Annotated in this window: 17 protein-coding genes; 3 read left to right on the forward strand and 14 right to left on the reverse strand. The window is 38.2% G+C overall.

Features of this window, described 5'->3' with window-relative positions:
* Positions 1-10: 10 nt before the first annotated feature.
* The gene (locus ABES02_RS25140; protein WP_430140510.1) at positions 11-1,756 is read right to left on the reverse strand and encodes a SulP family inorganic anion transporter; all 1,746 of its coding nucleotides are present in this window, start codon (positions 1,754-1,756) and stop codon (positions 11-13) included.
* Between the two features lie 346 nt (positions 1,757-2,102).
* Here ABES02_RS25140 and ABES02_RS25145 point away from each other — a divergent pair, with 346 nt between their 5' ends.
* On the forward strand, positions 2,103-2,894 hold the full coding sequence (locus tag ABES02_RS25145; RefSeq protein WP_430140511.1) for a TIGR00266 family protein: 792 nt from the start codon (positions 2,103-2,105) through the stop codon (positions 2,892-2,894).
* A gap of 278 nt (positions 2,895-3,172) precedes the next feature.
* On the opposite strand, the gene ABES02_RS25150 is transcribed toward ABES02_RS25145, so the two are convergent.
* The 12 genes from ABES02_RS25150 to pruA form a co-directional block, all read right to left on the reverse strand.
* Positions 3,173-3,661: a DinB family protein gene (locus tag ABES02_RS25150; protein ID WP_430140512.1), complete on the reverse strand. Its 489-nt coding sequence runs from the start codon at positions 3,659-3,661 to the stop codon at positions 3,173-3,175.
* A 71-nt stretch (positions 3,662-3,732) separates the two neighbouring features.
* Positions 3,733-4,458 carry a hypothetical protein gene (locus tag ABES02_RS25155; protein ID WP_430140513.1) on the reverse strand — a complete coding sequence of 242 codons (726 nt, stop codon included), beginning with the start codon at positions 4,456-4,458 and terminating at the stop codon, positions 3,733-3,735.
* Positions 4,459-4,478: 20 nt separating this feature from the next.
* Positions 4,479-4,745, reverse strand: a complete 267-nt coding sequence (locus ABES02_RS25160) for a hypothetical protein (RefSeq protein WP_430140514.1) — start codon at positions 4,743-4,745, stop codon at positions 4,479-4,481.
* On the reverse strand, positions 4,742-5,617 hold the full coding sequence (locus tag ABES02_RS25165; protein WP_430140515.1) for an ABC transporter permease subunit: 876 nt from the start codon (positions 5,615-5,617) through the stop codon (positions 4,742-4,744). The genes ABES02_RS25160 and ABES02_RS25165 overlap by 4 nt, the downstream gene beginning before the upstream one ends.
* 117 nt (positions 5,618-5,734) lie before the next feature.
* Entirely contained in the window at positions 5,735-7,195 is a 1,461-nt protein-coding gene (locus ABES02_RS25170) for a DUF4153 domain-containing protein (RefSeq protein ID WP_430140516.1), read from the reverse strand.
* A 69-nt stretch (positions 7,196-7,264) separates the two neighbouring features.
* Positions 7,265-7,903: an HAAS signaling domain-containing protein gene (locus ABES02_RS25175; RefSeq protein WP_430140517.1), complete on the reverse strand. Its 639-nt coding sequence runs from the start codon at positions 7,901-7,903 to the stop codon at positions 7,265-7,267.
* Positions 7,884-8,231: a PadR family transcriptional regulator gene (locus ABES02_RS25180; protein ID WP_430140518.1), complete on the reverse strand. Its 348-nt coding sequence runs from the start codon at positions 8,229-8,231 to the stop codon at positions 7,884-7,886. Before ABES02_RS25180 ends, ABES02_RS25175 begins: the two co-directional genes overlap by 20 nt.
* Positions 8,232-8,338: 107 nt before the next feature.
* Positions 8,339-8,515, reverse strand: coding sequence for a hypothetical protein (locus ABES02_RS25185; RefSeq protein ID WP_430060987.1), 177 nt, complete (start codon positions 8,513-8,515; stop codon positions 8,339-8,341).
* Between the two features lie 93 nt (positions 8,516-8,608).
* Positions 8,609-10,051: an amino acid permease gene (locus ABES02_RS25190; RefSeq protein ID WP_430140519.1), complete on the reverse strand. Its 1,443-nt coding sequence runs from the start codon at positions 10,049-10,051 to the stop codon at positions 8,609-8,611.
* A 333-nt stretch (positions 10,052-10,384) separates the two neighbouring features.
* Positions 10,385-11,677: a Glu/Leu/Phe/Val family dehydrogenase gene (locus ABES02_RS25195; RefSeq protein ID WP_430140520.1), complete on the reverse strand. Its 1,293-nt coding sequence runs from the start codon at positions 11,675-11,677 to the stop codon at positions 10,385-10,387.
* Positions 11,678-11,725: 48 nt separating this feature from the next.
* Complete coding sequence (locus tag ABES02_RS25200; protein ID WP_430140521.1) at positions 11,726-12,928, reverse strand: ornithine--oxo-acid transaminase; 1,203 nt, start codon at positions 12,926-12,928, stop codon at positions 11,726-11,728.
* A gap of 18 nt (positions 12,929-12,946) precedes the next feature.
* Positions 12,947-14,491 carry an L-glutamate gamma-semialdehyde dehydrogenase gene (gene pruA / locus ABES02_RS25205; RefSeq protein ID WP_430140522.1) on the reverse strand — a complete coding sequence of 515 codons (1,545 nt, stop codon included), beginning with the start codon at positions 14,489-14,491 and terminating at the stop codon, positions 12,947-12,949.
* 213 nt (positions 14,492-14,704) lie between these two features.
* On the opposite strand from pruA, the gene ABES02_RS25210 reads away from it, so the two are divergent.
* Both ABES02_RS25210 and ABES02_RS25215 read left to right on the forward strand, forming a co-directional pair.
* The gene (locus ABES02_RS25210) at positions 14,705-16,123 is read left to right on the forward strand and encodes a sigma-54 interaction domain-containing protein (RefSeq protein WP_430140523.1); all 1,419 of its coding nucleotides are present in this window, start codon (positions 14,705-14,707) and stop codon (positions 16,121-16,123) included.
* Positions 16,124-16,268: 145 nt separating this feature from the next.
* The gene (locus ABES02_RS25215) at positions 16,269-16,475 is read left to right on the forward strand and encodes a methionine aminopeptidase (RefSeq protein WP_430140524.1); all 207 of its coding nucleotides are present in this window, start codon (positions 16,269-16,271) and stop codon (positions 16,473-16,475) included.
* Between the two features lie 83 nt (positions 16,476-16,558).
* On the opposite strand, the gene ABES02_RS25220 is transcribed toward ABES02_RS25215, so the two are convergent.
* Complete coding sequence (locus ABES02_RS25220; RefSeq protein WP_430140525.1) at positions 16,559-17,479, reverse strand: hypothetical protein; 921 nt, start codon at positions 17,477-17,479, stop codon at positions 16,559-16,561.
* Positions 17,480-17,697 lie beyond the last annotated feature (218 nt).

The following is a 17,697-nucleotide window of genomic DNA, read 5'->3' on the forward strand; positions in this document are numbered from 1 at the left end:
CTAGTGTTTTTTAGATGGTAGCGGTTAGTCCCTTTCTACCCTCTACTGCCTCAGCCACAGATAACTGTTTGCATTCCCTGAATGCAAAATGTTTACAGCCAAGGCACTTATTCTTATTGATTTGTTCGAGACCATATTGGATGGCCTCTCCAGTATGCTCAAAAAAATGTTCCTCGCCAATTGTTTGATACAAGCCTGTTCGCTTTAGAACACTTTCCGGCTGTGCATTCAATCCAGATATTACTACTATACCATTTTTCGAAAAATGATGAACAATACTAGAAAGATTTGCTTCTCCTGTTGTATCAATCAACGGAACCTTACTCATTCGTAGTAAAAGAATTTTCGGTCGATAGTTTATCGTACTCATAATCGTTTTTTCAAATGTTTCAGCTGCCCCGAAAAATAACGGACCTTCGACATTAAAAATACTGATTTGTGGGCAGTCATGCGTATCGGATACCATTCCAGTCTCGACTTTTTCATGCTTATGTTTTCGATTTGGCAATGCCTTCGCCGTGATCATCAAGTCGCTCATCCGTTTTGTAAACAGGATAGCCGACATAACAAGACCCACCTCAACGGCCGTAGTTAGATTCACAAATACGGTTAAAATAAAGGTTACTAATAGGACAAGTGAGTCTGTCGATTTTGTTTTTAAAATATAAGCAAATACTTTTCTTTCACTCATATTCCAAGCAACGACCATCAAAATTGGTGCCATACTTGCAAGAGGAATATAAGAAGCGTATGGTGCAAAAAATAACAAAACAAGCAAGACAACGATTCCATGGATAATCCCAGAAAAAGGGGAAACTGCTCCATTTTTTATGTTCGTGGCGGTACGGGCAATTGCTCCAGTTGCCGGGATACCTCCAAATAATGGGGTGATCATATTGGCAATCCCCTGGCCAATGAACTCTTTGTTGCTATTATGACGGCTGTTCGTCATCCCATCAGCAACCACCGCAGATAGCAGGGATTCAATCCCGCCAAGCATGGCGATGATAAAGGCAGGCTTTAATAGTTTGATAACTAACTCTATATTCATGTTAGGTATATGGAGTGCAGGCAGTGTGCTTGGAATTTGTCCATATGCCGTTCCGATTGTTGCTATATGTGTTGGATAAAACAAGGTTGCCACAAGGGTGGAGAAGATTAAGCCGATTAGCGGGCCCGGAACCTTTGGTGCAATCTTTGGTGTTAATATGACAGTTATAAGGCAAATGAGTGCTGTGATAATACTAAAAACATTCGTTGAATTTAGATGTAGGATGAGTTCCTCTATGTTGCGAATAAATTCTTCGTGCTTTTTGATTCCCTCTAAACCTAGGAAACTTGCTAACTGCCCAGTGAAAATGGTTACGGCGATTCCTGCCGTAAAGCCAATTGTAACTGGTCTAGGGATGTATTTAATGAGTGACCCTAGTTTAAAAACCCCCATCAAGAGAAGAATGACCCCTGCCATAAATCCGGCGATGAGGAGATTCTCGTAGCCGTAAGTCACGACTACGCCAAATAAAATGGGAATAAACGCACCGGTAGGACCACCAATTTGATATTTCGATCCTCCAAAAAGGGAGATGAGAATCCCTGAAACAATGGTCGTATAGATTCCATACTCTGGCTTCACTCCTGAAGCGATTGCAAATGCCATACCAAGGGGAATCGCGATAACCCCAACAATCAATCCTGATAGCAAGTCCTTTGGTACGCTTTTTAAAGAATATTGATGGAATCTATTATCACTAAACATATACACCCTTCTTATCTTATTATTTTTGTATATCTGATTATTTGAATATAGAATAATTCACAATAACAAGCAAGTGTTTTGTTTGAAAAATAAACCAAAAATTTTTTTCTTGTTTTCTTGAGGCCGCACGTGTTAAGATGATTAAGCGATGAGCTGAGTTGTGTAAGTCGAGAAACATTCCTTTTAGGAGCACACTATGTGGAGTGTGGTTTTTCGCCTCAATACGCAAAAGACGTCTGTTTTTGACAGACGTCTTTTTATTTTATCTTCTTTAAAATTAGTATATTTTTCCTAAATTTTTTATAATGTATTTAGGTGTACATATTAAAAAGTTGGAGGGATTACCTTGAATAACCACGAAATTGACTACAAGATTTATGGCGATGATATGCAGTTTGTTGAAGTGGAGTTAGACCCTCAAGAAACGGTTGTGGCCGAAGCAGGCGGTTTTATGATGATGGAAGATGACATACATATGGAGACTATTTTCGGTGATGGTTCTAGCGGAGGCAGCAGCGGCCTGATGGGCAAACTATTCAGTGCTGGTAAACGTGTTCTTACAGGAGAAAGCTTGTTCATGACGACTTTTACCAATACCGGAACAGGCAAAAAGCGGGTTTCGTTTGCCTCTCCTTATCCAGGCAAAATCATTCCAATGGACTTAAGCCAATTTGGCGGAAAAATTATCTGTCAAAAGGATGCTTTCTTAGCAGCTGCAAAAGGGGTTCAAGTAGGGATTGAATTCCAACGAAAAATTGGGGCAGGCTTTTTCGGCGGCGAAGGTTTTATCATGCAAAAGCTTGAGGGTGACGGGCTTGCGTTTGTACACGCAGGTGGAACGATTATTAAAAAAGAACTTGATCATGGCCAAACGTTACGGGTAGATACAGGTTGTTTAGTTGCGATGACAAGCAATGTTCAATACGATATTGAATTTGTGAAAGGCGTTAAAACAGCCTTGTTTGGCGGTGAAGGCTTATTCTTTGCGACACTGCGCGGTCCTGGTTCTGTTTGGATTCAATCCCTTCCGTTCAGCCGTCTTGCCAGCCGTGTATTCGCGGCAGCACCTTCCCGTGGCGGCGGAAAAGATGAAGGCAGTATCGCTAAAGGGATTTTTGATATGTTTAGTGGTGACTGATAAATAGTCATAGAAAAACCGAGCTGCATGCGGCTCGGTTTTTTTGGTTACTCTTGATGAATTTCTGTTACTTATGACATATTTTTGGTCACTTACTACATATTTTATAGCACTTATGACGTATATCCGGACACTTACGACATTTCCTGGATATTATTTGGTAATTCAAACATTCTTCTGGTACTTATGACATATTTTTGGCCACTTACCACATATTTTCGGTCACTTACGACGTAATTTCCGAAACTTACGACATTTACTGGATATCAATTGGAAATTCAACTTACACCCTGTACCTTATCCCAGGAACCCTGCATTTTACGAATTGTCACGATTTGCCCTATATGATGGGCATTATGAAGGGTGATACTGGTTAACGTCTCAATCCATGAATGCTTAGATTCCGTATTAACTGGCCCATCCAATTTCGACTCCTCACATTCACGAACGGCATTATACCAATCGGTCATTACAGCATTGAACCTCTCTGTCACTTCAGACCATTCTAAATCGTTCAATTCCACAAAAGTAGAATCATTATCCCCTTCCATTTTGGGAATCGGAATCTCTTTAAACCGATTTAAATACCGCTCATTCCAATAAACTAAATGACTCACAATCTCCAAGATTGAATTTTCGGAGTCTCCCCTTTTCCATCTAGACTGCTCTTCTGTAAGTCCAGCCACCGCACTTTGAAACGATACAAACCAGCCATTCTTGTTATGACATAATAAAAACTGTTCAAGGATGACATCTTTTCTGTTCATAGACAACTCTCCCTCTATTTTTTACAAAGATATTCACAATGACTTTTATTTAGTTCAAAAATATCATGCTGCTAAAGCTTCTGAACGAATTCAAATAAGCCTCGTTTCACAAAGGATCGGGATTCATCCTTAGATACCTTTTTCTTCTTTTCCCTCTTTTTCACAACCTGCAGGCCACTCATGTTTTCTTCTAATTCTTTTTTAATCATATTAACAATAGCAATGACAATAAAAAATCCAATCACAGGACTAAAGATAGTCCAGGGTGCAAGCAAAAATTCATTAAAGTTCTGGCCGATTAATCCGGCCCATTCATTAGTGATTGTTGCCGGATGTGGCGGTGGATTATCTGGGTCATCAATTCCAAAGATTCCCGCCCTATTCCTTCCGCCGAGAAACATCCCAAACAGTCCTAGCTGCATCGTTATGTGAAGTGTACTGATCAACTGCTGAACGGTAAATAAAACGCTGTAAGATCGTAAATAGGGCAGCAAATGCCTTTTTATAAGATGAACCTTACCCGCCCCCATCAAAATAGAACTTTGCACGAAGGATGTTTTTAATAACTCATCCGTAACATCTGAAGCGAATATTATGACGGACGGAACGCCAATAAAAACGAGAATTATAATTTGGTAGGTTATAATCGATGAGATGGATACATCATTAAAATCCCCGACAATCGGGATCATTAAAATAATACCTATAAGGATTAATGGTATATAACGGAAAGGCAGGAAAAAGTCCTTCACATAACTTTTTAAAAAAGGGGCCCAGATTGATAGAATAATCCCCAATAATCCTCCAATTATCACCCTTAATATGGCGACTCCAAATGTAGAAATGAGCGTGAATTTTGCTCCATATAGCAAAAGCCAATGCATATCTTCACCATTGCGATTAGTTCCAAGTATATGCTTTCGGAAGGAGGAAACGGAGCTCTCCCAATGATCTTTCCCTGTTCATTTTTAACTAAAACCTGATGATTATAATCTTTCGGTCCGTAAGCAGGATAAAAAATACTCATTAATAACAGAAGAAGAAGTAAGGAAGAACCGATGATTGTTTTTTTATATTTCTTCATATTGTTATACGCTCCTTCCCTCTTATTAACCTTGAAATCGTCCAGCCTGCTGCTTCAATGACCAACAATGGAATCGAAAACATTAGCAAACAGACTACGAGCGAGACGAAATCTCCTCCCATAGAAATGATTTTAAAAAATTGTTGTGTAAATCCATTAATGTTAAACAAATATTCTACTAAATAAATATTGGAAAGTAATACCCAAACAATGGTTCTGAGCTGTAATACAGAAAGTGGAAAAATGTTTCTCATAATATGTACAAGCAGGGTTCTAAGGCGTCCCATTCCTTTGGCCTTCGCATAGAGCACGTATTGCTGGGATTGTTCATCGGTTAAAACCTTAATTAAAAACTGAATCAATAAAAATAAAGGCAGGAAGGAGACTGTCATGATTGGGACAAAGTATGGCTTTGCACCAAAAACTCCATATAACTGTAAAAATTTAATTCCTGTTTTTTTATAAAGTATTATGACAAAAAACTGAAATAAAAAAATCACTAATAAATCTGGGACTGCTTCAAAAAAGTTAATACCACTTTTTAAATTATTTCTCAGCTTCTCTGGTGCGAGCATAACCAAAACTGCAAATACCAAACCCATGAAAATAATAAAGATTAAGCTAAAAAGTAGAATCGTAATTGAATACTGATAACTTTCCGTAATATTCAATTGCTTAAAAAATGACAGATAGGTAGTATCCTTTATGCGAAATAAAGATTGAAAATCTGACTTCATCCCCCCCAAAAACGTTTTAAAATTAAACACAACATGATCTTTTCCAATTCCTAATAAGAATGGAAGTTTAAAAATAAATAGGAACCCAGCAATAATCAAAACTAATCGAATAATATTACGTAAAAATCGTTTCATTTCATCCCCCCACAAAAATCAACTTTTTAAAATATTCGTAATTTAGATAGACGAAATATTTTTGAAAAAGTTACACAAAAAAGAAAAGCATGCAAATTTTTTTTGCATGCTTTTTTTCTAGTTCAAATCAAGCTTCTTAAGTTTTGCGAAAGCCTGCTCTCTTTTTAAATTATAGGACTGCCAAGGGTTATTTTCTGTCAGGGCCTGCTGCTTCCGTTTAATCAATATTCCTTCAAGTCCATTTATTGATTTATCTTTTTCATATAGGTCAATCAATCCCATCACACCTGTATAGGATAGGTCGTTGAGATAGTAAATATCGATCTTCCGGCTTTCCGTGTAGCGATCCATATTTTCCTTCACCACAATTTTATCTAAGTCTATAACTGTGATGGCAGTGAAGTAAATTAAAGATGAAATAAAGTAAAAATGAAACAAGGACAGTTTTTCAACCCAGACCTTTACCAATGTATACATGAAAATGACAACAAGGAATATCATGAACGAATGGGCAAGTATCCTAGTTAAGGTGAATCCATAGGCTTCCTCGTACATGCCTAAACGCATAAAAGCAGATATGAGCATAATAAAACTAGCCAACACCAAAATGGTAAGCAAAATTTTCATGAACCGCTTTACGAAATTAGTACCATGATTAACAACGGTCAGGACTACTACTGTAATCGATAAATTTATCATCGTTACAAACAATAGTTCAAAGAAGCCCTTTCTTGCGTACTCTGCGTACGTAAAATCCCCTTGCAACGTACCGCTGAAGAAATATTTAAACTGAACCATCGTAAATAATAAATATACCGCATTGATTACAATTAAAACCGTAATGGTAATAATCGAATCAAGCTTGGAACCTTGATTGTTAGCAGTCTGTTTGATAACTTTAATTTGTTTTTTAGCAAGAATCTGCATGAATCCAAAAAAGCCAACGGTATAAAAGAGTATAACTACAACCCTAAAAATACTTTCTACATCGATGACGTTGAACCAATCCGGTATACCGCCTATCATCCGTTTAAACTGTACATCAGCTGACATGAGTAAATTTAGTACGATAAATAAAACAGGCAGTGAAATGACCAATCCAATAAGTACTTTTTTCCATATGACGGCTTTCTCCTCGTTAACACCTTGTTTCAATCCCTTTGCAAATACACCAGAAAAAGCCGCATTATATTTTACTGAATCTAAAAGCATGGAAAACAAATAGAGAATCATTCCAAGTTGATTCCACTTCATTTGTTTCGGGCTTGTGACTAAAACAAGATGAAAGATGACCAAGCAAGGAATTGCCATTATATTTATTCCATAAAAAACTTCGTTGTCGTTCAAGAAAAAACTTGCAGACAGGAGCCAGATGCAACAAAGAATCAGATAGCCTATTCTTTGATGGGAAAAAGTGTATCGGCGGTAACGCCAAAAAAATACCGTGTAAAAACCTGCAATAAAAACAAAATAAGAAATTCCAATTTTGCCTCGGAAAAATGCTTCTTCCCCTAAAATACCAAGCAGTAAACATAAAACCAAAAAAAGCCAATCTGATTTACTAATTTTCGTTTCCATCGTCATCCCTCGTTCATGTAGATTTTCTATATATATAGTTTTACTAGGTATATACTCAAAAAAAACTGCTTATATCGACGCTTTCCTTCCCCAGCGGTAACCAAACCAGCTTATCGGATAAAGAAAAATGGTAAAAATGATACAAGCAAAAATGAATGTTTTCGTTAATAAAGGTGCAAACCAGGAATGAGGTATGATTTCAAATACTGTCAGAACCATTAACAATAAGTTAGGGAATAGTGAAAGTAAGAACGTTTTTCTTAAAAGGATTTTTCCCCTATGACCAAAACCCTTGCCGATTTCATATCCGAGCAATGCCCAAAAAAACATGTATAAAAAGGCAATTAGAATAGGAATTGCGGTTAAATGGTGCCAAAGGGCAGACAGCCATTCCCATTGATAAAGATTATGGGCTAGTGTTAATAAACTTCCTCCACCGAAAAAGATGATATTTAACAGGATGAACAGCCATTTCATATTACTCGGAGTCACCGAAAGCTCCTCGTTCCACAAGCCAGAAATCTCATCCGGACTGCCCAAACGTGAGACGATTCTATTATAGATTTCAGCTTCAGTATGACAATCATAGGATTCATTCAGGATTTCTTCAATATGGGATTCATAATCAAGAAGAATATTCTCTTTTTCTTTATGGTTTATCAATCCCTTTGATAGTTCTTCAAGAAACCTAGTCTTTGACCGTTCCATGCTTCGATCTCCCAATTACTTTATTCATAACTTGAACAAAATCCTGCCATTCGCGAGTTTTCTCATCTAACAGTTCTCTTCCTGCATTTGTAATCCGATAATATTTACGCGCCGGACCCTTTTCCTGTTCCTGCCAGTAGCATTCAATATACTCCTGCTTATCGAGCTTGTGCAAGGCCGGATATAAGGTCCCTTCTTTCACGCTCAAGCCATTATCGCTGCGCTGTTCAAGCTCTTTCACTAATTCATAGCCGTACATATCGCGCTCATTTAATAATTGCAATAAAATTAACGAGGTACTGCCTTTTACTAATTCGCGGTTAAACATTTTCTCACCTACCTAGAAATATTAGGTACATAGAAATTCTACATCGTTCCAATTCATTTGTAAAGAAAAATAGTGACGAAAATTTCAATCGTCACTGATTTTTTCTATTATTTCATTTTAAGGTCGTTTTTTTGTCGCTTAATGAACTGGTCTCTTTCACCGCCATCTGATAATACCTCTTTGAACGCATGATTTGCTTTGTCCCCCAACAGCATTTCTGATGACCGAATCGTTTTTGGCGGCAAATTATTATTAGGTGCAGCCTGTTCATTCCAATTTCCCATTTCTATCACCTCGATATTATTGTTTGAAGTTTGGACAGGAATATCCAAAAAAAAAACGCTTGGAAATTGAATATCCCAAGCGTTTTTACGATTTTAGATAATCATTTTTTTGTTGTCCTGGAGCTGAAGTTCTTGTTCTTCCGTTCCGTCCTGTTCACGATTCTTTTTAATTTTATAATGATAGATTAAGTAACAAGCAGCCACAAATGGAACGCCAAGATAAAGAGCTAACCTTTGTGCTGGATCAAATGCTAAACTCACCAACACAGAAATATTTAATAACAAGGCAATGATCGGCAGTAGCGGGAATAATGGTGTTTTGAATTTAAGATCTTCCACTTTTCCTCCTTCCCGGATAAATTTCCTGCGGAAAGCAATTTGCGAAGCTGTAATGGAAATCCAGCCAACTTGAGCACCTAATCCTGCCACGGATAAAAGCCACATAAAAACCGTTTCTTCTGCAAAGAATCCTGAAAGTAATGATAATAAAGCAATCCCAATAGTAAAAAATAAGGCGTTGATTGGAACTCCGCTTTTATTCACTTTTGTTAGCTTAGGACTGGTCATTTTCTCTTTCGACATCGCATAAAGCATACGAGTTGCGGCATATAGACCTGAGTTCGCAACAGATAGTAACGCTGTTAGAATAACAAAGTTCATAATATCTGCGGCATATGGAATACCAATGCTATCGAATACGACAACAAACGGGCTCTCAACAACCCCAGCCTTTTCCATCGGAATTAACCCTGATAATACAAAAATTGCTAAAACGAAAAAGAAAAGGGTACGCCAAACGGTTTGTTTAATTGATTTTGGAATCGTTTTTTCTGGATCTTCACTTTCACCGGCAGCTATACCGATTAATTCGGTTCCTTGGAACGAGAAGTTAACGGCAATCATCGTAACAATCAAAGCCGTGAATCCATGTGGCATGATTCCATGCGCTGTAAAATTAGATAAGAATGGTGCAGCATGTCCGCCTTTCATGTCGATTAAGCCAAACATGGCAGCGCCGCCCAATGCAATAAACATAATAATAGCTAAAATTTTAATACTGGAAAACCAAAATTCAGCTTCACCAAACGCCTTTGCTGAAAGTGCATTAAGTGCAAATAATACAATCGCAAAAATCGCACACCAAATCCATACAGGTGAATGTGGAAACCATCTTTGCATTAGCTGACCTGCTGACAATAACTCTAACGCCACTGTCACTGACCAGCCCAGCCAATATAGCCAGCCAAGAGCAAAACCTGTTCCCGGTCCAATAAATTTGGTGGTATACGTTTGGAATGACCCAGACACAGGCATAGCAACTGATAATTCCCCAAGGCAGACCATTGTCAAAAACATGATTAATCCGCCTACAATATACGAAAGAATGGCACCAGTCGGTCCTGCCTGGCTAATTGTATAGCCTGACCCTAAAAATAATCCAGAACCAATAACTCCACCAAGTGAAATCATAAATAGGTGCCTAGACTTCATCGTTCGTTGTAATTCATGTGATGCATTGTTTTCTTGTAAATTCATTCAATTTCCCCCTTATCCCCTTCATAATGAATACGCTTCCAAATTAAAGCAATTTAGTAGAAATCGGAAATTTTTTGCTAGAGGAAAGCATTCCACAAACCTGTCGCAAATGAAAGATATCAATGGCTGAATGTTAGCAACCACCAAATCTTTCTAATAATCTTAATTTCCACATAATTAATATTTGCAATTTCCGTGCCAAAAATAGAAATCAAGTTTTGTGAACAATTTTCGAACATTTACGCCAAATTTTTTGGCATATTTGAAAAATATTTTGCACCATAAATGCAAAAATACTCTTCCCAACTAAATGGAAAGAGTATTTTGACCATTCTATACCCAACCTCTGAAACGAGAAGCTTCTGCCACTTTTTTAATTCCTACCATGTAGGCCGCTAAACGCATATCTACTTGGTGTGCTTCCGCCGTTTGATAAATATTTTCGAAGGACTCGACCATAACCTTCGCAAGTTTTTCATTTACTTCTTCTTCTGACCAATAGTAGCCTTGATTATTCTGTACCCACTCAAAATAGGATACTGTTACACCGCCGCTGCTTGCTAAAATGTCCGGCACAAGGAGAATTCCACGTTCTGTTAAGATCGTAGTCGCCTCTAACGTTGTCGGTCCATTTGCAGCCTCTACAACGATTGAAGCCTTAATATTTGCCGCATTTTGCGCAGTAATCTGGTTGGAGATAGCTGCCGGAACAAGGATATCACAATCTAATTCAAGCAATTCTTTATTAGTAATCGTATTTTTAAATAATTGCGAGAAGGAGCCGAAGCTATCCCTTCTATCAAGTAGGTAATCGATATCAAGTCCGTTTGGATCATAAACAGCCCCGTAGACATCGGACACTGCGATAACCTTTGCACCAGCATCATGCATAAATTTTGCTAAATAGCTTCCCGCATTACCAAAGCCTTGAATAACAACGCGTGCCCCTTGTAGCTTGATCCCCTTTTTCTTTACGGCTTCTTGAATACAAATTGTAACACCCGCTGCCGTTGCGGTTTCACGTCCTTTTGAGCCACCTAATACAATTGGTTTTCCTGTGATAAATCCTGGTGAATCAAATTCGCGCAAACGGCTGTACTCATCCATCATCCAGGCCATAATTTGTGAATTGGTGTAAACGTCCGGTGCTGGAATATCTTTTGTTGGTCCAACAATTTGGCTGATGGCACGAACATATCCACGGCTTAATCGTTCTAGCTCTCTGAAAGACATTTGTCGCGGATCACAAATGATTCCGCCTTTCCCACCACCATAAGGCAGATCTGTAATTCCGCACTTTAAACTCATCCAAATCGATAAAGCCTTCACTTCTTCTTCATCCACCTCTGGATGAAAACGTACCCCACCCTTAGTTGGACCTACAGCATCATTATGTTGTGAACGATAGCCGGTAAAAATTTTAACGGTACCGTCATCCATTCTGACTGGAATCCGTACAGTCAATAAGCGGATGGGCTCTTTTAATAATTCATACATTTCGTTTGTATAGCCTAACTTATTTAGCGCTTTTTGAATGACCGTTTGTGTTGAATAAAATAAATTTAATGATTCTTGTTCTTTTTGCTGTTCTTTCGTTATTTCATCTACCACATTGTTAGCAGACATATATTGACCCCCGTCGTATTAATAAGTTTGGATAATTAGAAAAATTAATTACGATAATACTTCTTGAATTTTGGCGATGGCCCAGTCGATTTCTTCTTTTGTAATAATGAGCGGTGGTGCAAAGCGAATAACCGTATCATGCGTTTCTTTACATAATAGGCCTTCTTCTTTCAAGCGTTCGCAATATGGTCTTGCTTCTTCAGTTAATTCCACCCCAATAAATAAGCCTTTTCCGCGTACTTCTTTAATCATTGGATTGTTAATCGTTTTTAATTGTTCTAGGAAGTATTTACCTAATTCCAATGAGCGTTCCGCCAACTTTTCCTCTTCAATAACATCTAAAGCTGCAAGGGAAACAGCACATGCAAGCGGATTACCGCCAAAGGTTGAACCGTGTGAACCTGGGTTAAATACGCCTAATACATCAGAGTTAGCAACTACACAAGAAATTGGGAATACGCCGCCTCCAAGTGCTTTACCGAGGATCAGCATATCTGGCTCCACTTCTTCCCAATCGCAGGCAAACATTTTACCTGTACGAGCTAAACCAACTTGAATCTCATCAGCAATAAATAGAACATTATTTTCTTTACATAAGTCAGCTGCTGCCTTTAAGAAACCTTCAGACGGCAGAATAATACCTGCTTCCCCTTGAATAGGTTCCATTAAGAACGCTGCTGTATTCGGGGTAATTGCAGCCTTTAATGCTTCTAGGTCACCATATGGTATTAATTTAATTCCAGGAAGCATTGGTCCGAAACCGCGTTTATAATCAGGGTCCGAGGATAAAGAAACTGCACCCATGGTACGTCCATGGAAGTTTCCATTACATGCGATAATTTCTGCTTGGTTTTCAGCAATTCCTTTTACGTCATAACCCCAGCGGCGGGCTGCTTTTAATGCTGTTTCAACAGCTTCCGCACCCGTGTTCATTGGAAGGGCCATGTTTTTATTGGTTAGCTTACAAATTTTTTCATACCAAGGGCCAAGTTGGTCATTATGAAATGCACGCGAGGTTAATGTTACTCTATCCGCTTGGTCTTTTAATGCTTGAATGATTTTTGGATGACGGTGTCCTTGGTTTACCGCTGAATAGGCACTTAGCATATCCATGTAGCGGTTTCCTTCTGGACTTTCTACCCATACGCCTTCAGCCTTAGCGATAACGATAGGCAGTGGATGATAGTTGTTAGCACCAAACTTTTGTGTTTGTTCGATAATAGTTGTTGATTTCGTTAATGTTTCGTTCATTTGATTTTCCTCCTTTAATTAGAGCATTTCCGATGTAGTTTTTGCTTGCATATGAAGAAGTAAGTAATCAGGACCGCCAGCTTTTGAATCTGTTCCTGACATATTGAAACCGCCAAATGGCTGATAACCAACGATTGCACCCGTACAGGTACGGTTAAAATATAGGTTTCCAACATGGAATTCCGCGCGCGCTCTTTCAATATGCTCGCGGTTGTTGGAAATCAATGCACCAGTAAGACCGTAATCGGTGTTATTGGCAATTTTCATCATATGATCGAAATCACGCGCTTTACAGAACGTCACAACTGGTCCAAAAATTTCTTCTTGCATAAGGCGGGCATTTTCATCTAAGTCAGCAAAAATTGTCGGCTGGATGAAGTATCCTTTAGCGTCGTCTCCTTCTCCACCAGTCATCAATCTGCCTTCTTGTTTACCAATTTCAATATAGTTCATGATTTTCTTGAACGATTTCTCATCAATGACTGGTCCCATATAGGTGTCAAGTGATTCAGGATTGCCAAGTTTAAGTGTTTTTGTTAAGGCAACGGCCTTTTCAAGTACTTCATCATAAACATCCTGATGAACGACTGCGCGAGAACCGGCTGAACATTTTTGGCCAGAAAATCCGAAAGCAGAATAAACAATGGAAGCTGCCGCTAAATCTAAATCAGCATCGTTGTCGACAACCACTGTGTCTTTACCGCCCATTTCAGCAATCACGCGCTTCAACCAGATTTGTCCAGGGTTTACCTTTGCAGCACGTTCGTAAATACGGCAGCCTACTTCACGTGAACCAGTAAATGATACAAAACGAGTTTTCGGATGATCGACTAAATAATCGCCAATTTTAGCACCACTTCCTGGAACAAAGTTTAATACTCCGTTTGGCAGCCCTGCTTCATGCATCAATTCAACAAATTTTGCAGCCACAATTGGCGTTGAGTTTGCTGGCTTTAATAGAACGGTATTACCGGAAACAATGGCGGCAACCGTTGTACCTGCCATAATGGCTAACGGAAAGTTAAATGGTGAAATAATAATTCCAACGCCAAGCGGAATATAGTTAAACTGGTTATACTCCCCTGTTCGGCTTTGTACCGGCACACCCTCTTTGATTTTCAACATTTGTCTTCCATAATACTCGATGAAGTCAATCGCTTCTGCCGTATCAGCATCCGCTTCTTTCCAAGGCTTACCTGCTTCTTTTACTAGATAACTAGAGAATTCGTGTTTACGGCGGCGCATCATAGCGGCAGCACGGAATAAAATGTTGGCACGATGTTTAGGGCGCCATGTTTTCCATGATTCAAATGCACTTAGGGCAGCCTGCATGGCTTTTTCTGCTAATTCCTGATCTGCCATTGATACGGTGCCAATAATTTCCTCTTTATTTGCTGGGTTAATCGAAACGATTTTTTCTTCTGTTGTGATTGGTTCACCGCCAATGATAACCGGGTAGTGCTTACCAAGTTGGCTATGGACGTTACCAAGAGCGTCCTCAAAAGCTTTTTTATTTTTTTCATCAACAAAATTAGTAAACGGCTCATGTGTATACGCTTGCATTATTTTACCCCCTTAAATTGTTCCGCTAAAATATCATGCAAGTTCCGTGCCAATATTAATTTTGCGGTTTTTTAGGATTTTACCGTAAATTAATGCCAATTATTTTTGCGCAAATTCACATTTTTTTCACCTATATGCAAAAATATTTTGCATTGTTCCGTTTATTTTGATTAAATAAGTGCATAAAGGATAAAACCAAAGGAATGAATCATCATGGAAAATTCAAATAATACCATCCTCTATTTGCAATATTTAAACCGGATGTATAAACGGATATTAGACGAGGTAGATGTAGGAGTACATGCAGTAGACGAAACAGGCAGGACGATTATTTATAATAGAAAAATGATGCAAATGGAGTCAATGGATTTTCAAGACGTTATCAATAAAAATTTATTAGATGTGTTTATGTTTAAAGACGATCAGTCTAGTACTCTTGTAAAAGCCCTTCAAGAAGGCACGGAAACTAGCAACGTTAAACAAACCTATTTTAATAATAAAGGACAAGCCATCACGACAATTAATAATACGATTCCTATTTTTCAGGATGAAGCCCTTCAAGGTGCAGTAGAGATTGCTAACGATGTGACGAAATTAGAGCGCCTGATTAAGGGGAATATGAATAAGAGTTCGACCAGATATACCTTTGATAAAATTATTGGTCATTCTCCAGCAATCAGGGAAGTCATTGAAGCGGCTAAGCGCGCCAGTCGTACCTCTTCTTATGTATTGATTGTTGGCGAGACCGGGACCGGAAAAGAGCTCTTTGCTCAAAGCATTCATAATGCCAGCAGCCGGCTTTCTGCACCGTTTATCTCGCAAAACTGTGCAGCATTACCAGACAATTTAATTGAGGGACTGCTTTTTGGAACAAAGAGGGGCGCATTTACTGGGGCAACTGATCACCCGGGACTATTCGAACAGGCAGAGGGCGGTACCTTACTGCTGGATGAAATCAATTCCTTAAATCTTAATCTTCAAGCAAAATTACTACGTGTTCTGCAAGAAAAGATGATAAGACGGATTGGAGATACGAAGGATACTCCAGTGGATGCCCGGGTCATTGCTAACATTAACGAGGACCCGATTGATGCCATCGCCAATAATCATTTGCGGAAAGACTTATATTACCGCCTTGGTGTTGTAACCATATTCATCCCTCCTTTAAGAGATCGAAAAGAGGATATTCCCTTATTAGTTGAGCACTTCATCGAAAAATATAATGAACGATTTCAAATGAATGTTAAGGGATTATCTGAAGAGGTTACACAGTCATTCTTAGAATATGAATGGCACGGCAATGTTCGAGAACTAGAACATATCATTGAAGCTGCCATGAATATAATGTTGGATGAGGAAGTTATTCGATACTCCCACTTACCATTCCAATACCGCAATAAAATGCAGATGAAGGAGAGAATGATTCCTCTCTCGACGGTTGACACGTTTATAAAAGAACATTCAGATGTTGCCATCCCATTAAAGGATCAAATGGAGTTATTTGAAAAATCCTATATTGAGCAGGTTCTTAAAAAAAATGATTTCAATATTTCTAAGACTGCGAGTATTCTCGGTTTAAGCCGGCAAAGCCTACAATATCGGATGAAGAAATTAAACCTTGGAAATAGTTAAAATAATCAAGTAAACGCTCACATATATGAGCGTTTTTTCATATAAATTATTATCAAACTATAATAATAAAGTTTGATAAAATGGAAAAATAAGCATAAAAATTCCATTTTTACTTCATACTAATGAAAAAGATGAGGTGAAAAAAATGGGACTTCTCAACTCATTTAACCAATGGAAAGAAACAAGATATCAAAATCATGTTGAAAATATGAAGGACCAAGGCAAATGTCCTGATTGTCAAGGCAGAGGGTATACAGTTTATCCTTATAATGAGTTTGCGTACTTTAACTCCTTCGAATGTCCAGGATGCCAAGGAAGCGGGAACTATACGGATTGGGAGGAAATGAGATAATTCTTAATTCCGCTATTTATTACCAAAATAAAACAAAAACCTTTCACAGTCCTATTGAAAAAATAGAACTGTGAAAGGTTTTATTATATTAGTCCTTCACTGATCGCTTCTGATACCTCTTTTTCTAGCTCAGCCGGTATTCGTCCTGAATAAAGAGCATCATGCAATTCCTCTTTTGTTACCGTAACGATTAGATCATCATTTACTTCTGTAGAAGTAACTTGAAAATCTTCTTTCGTTGACGTAACGCCTGGAATGTCGTTTCCTTCTGAGGAAGCAACTTGAAAATCCTCTATCAGTTCAATAATGGAATCCAGTCCTAAATAATTACTTATCCTCTTCAAAAAGCTTTCTTCCTTTTGTAGATTTTTTGAAGCACTGCGAATTTGCTTAGAGGTTTTATCAAAATCCTTTTTGACATAAATCTGTTGATTTTTAAAATCATTTTCGGCTTGATTTAGCTGTTTTTTATATTCATTTTCGACAAGTTTCATCTGTTTTTTATATTCATTTTCGACAAGTTTCATCTGTTTTTTATAATCTTTTTCAGCATGTTTTATCTGTTTTTTATAATCATTATTGACATTGATTGTCTCTTTTAAGTAGTCGTATTTTGCCTTCTTTAAATGATATGTTAATTTTTTCTTCTCTAGGGCAATATCTTCGACAAATTGCTCATTCAAATCATTTAAATTTGCCAAAACCGCTTCAATCCTCTGGACCATATATCTGTTTAATTCATCAAGCTTTTGCTCGAGTTCATTTAATGTTTCTTCAGCCCGCTTATGATCATTTTTCACCTGATTATAGGCATCTTGAGTTGCATTCCCTCGATTGAATGCCTCCTCCGTTTTTTGAAAACGGAATTTGACATCCTCTAAGACCCTTTTTCTTACCTCGTATTCTTCGACTACCCCTTTTTTGGCGGTATCGTAGCTTTCTTTCACTTGTAATGCTTCTTCTATATAATTTCGCATTATTAACTCATAATTACCCTGATCCATCCCATAAGTTCTCCTTTCTGCCGCTTTTTTTATAGACGATTATCCGTTATTAATCAAAATATGCAAAAAGGCAAGTTATGGTTTATATTCCTTTATAAATGGGTATTCAAATAAGGCTGTGTTAAACTTGGCTGTTGATTTCCTCTCCAGGCGTTTCGCTTTCCGCGGGCGTGTCGGGGAGCCTCCTCGGCGCTTTGGCGCCTGCGGGGTCTCCCCTG

This window comes from Neobacillus pocheonensis (assembly GCF_050477905.1).
In the GTDB taxonomy this organism is placed as follows: domain Bacteria; phylum Bacillota; class Bacilli; order Bacillales; family Cytobacillaceae; genus Neobacillus; species Neobacillus pocheonensis_A.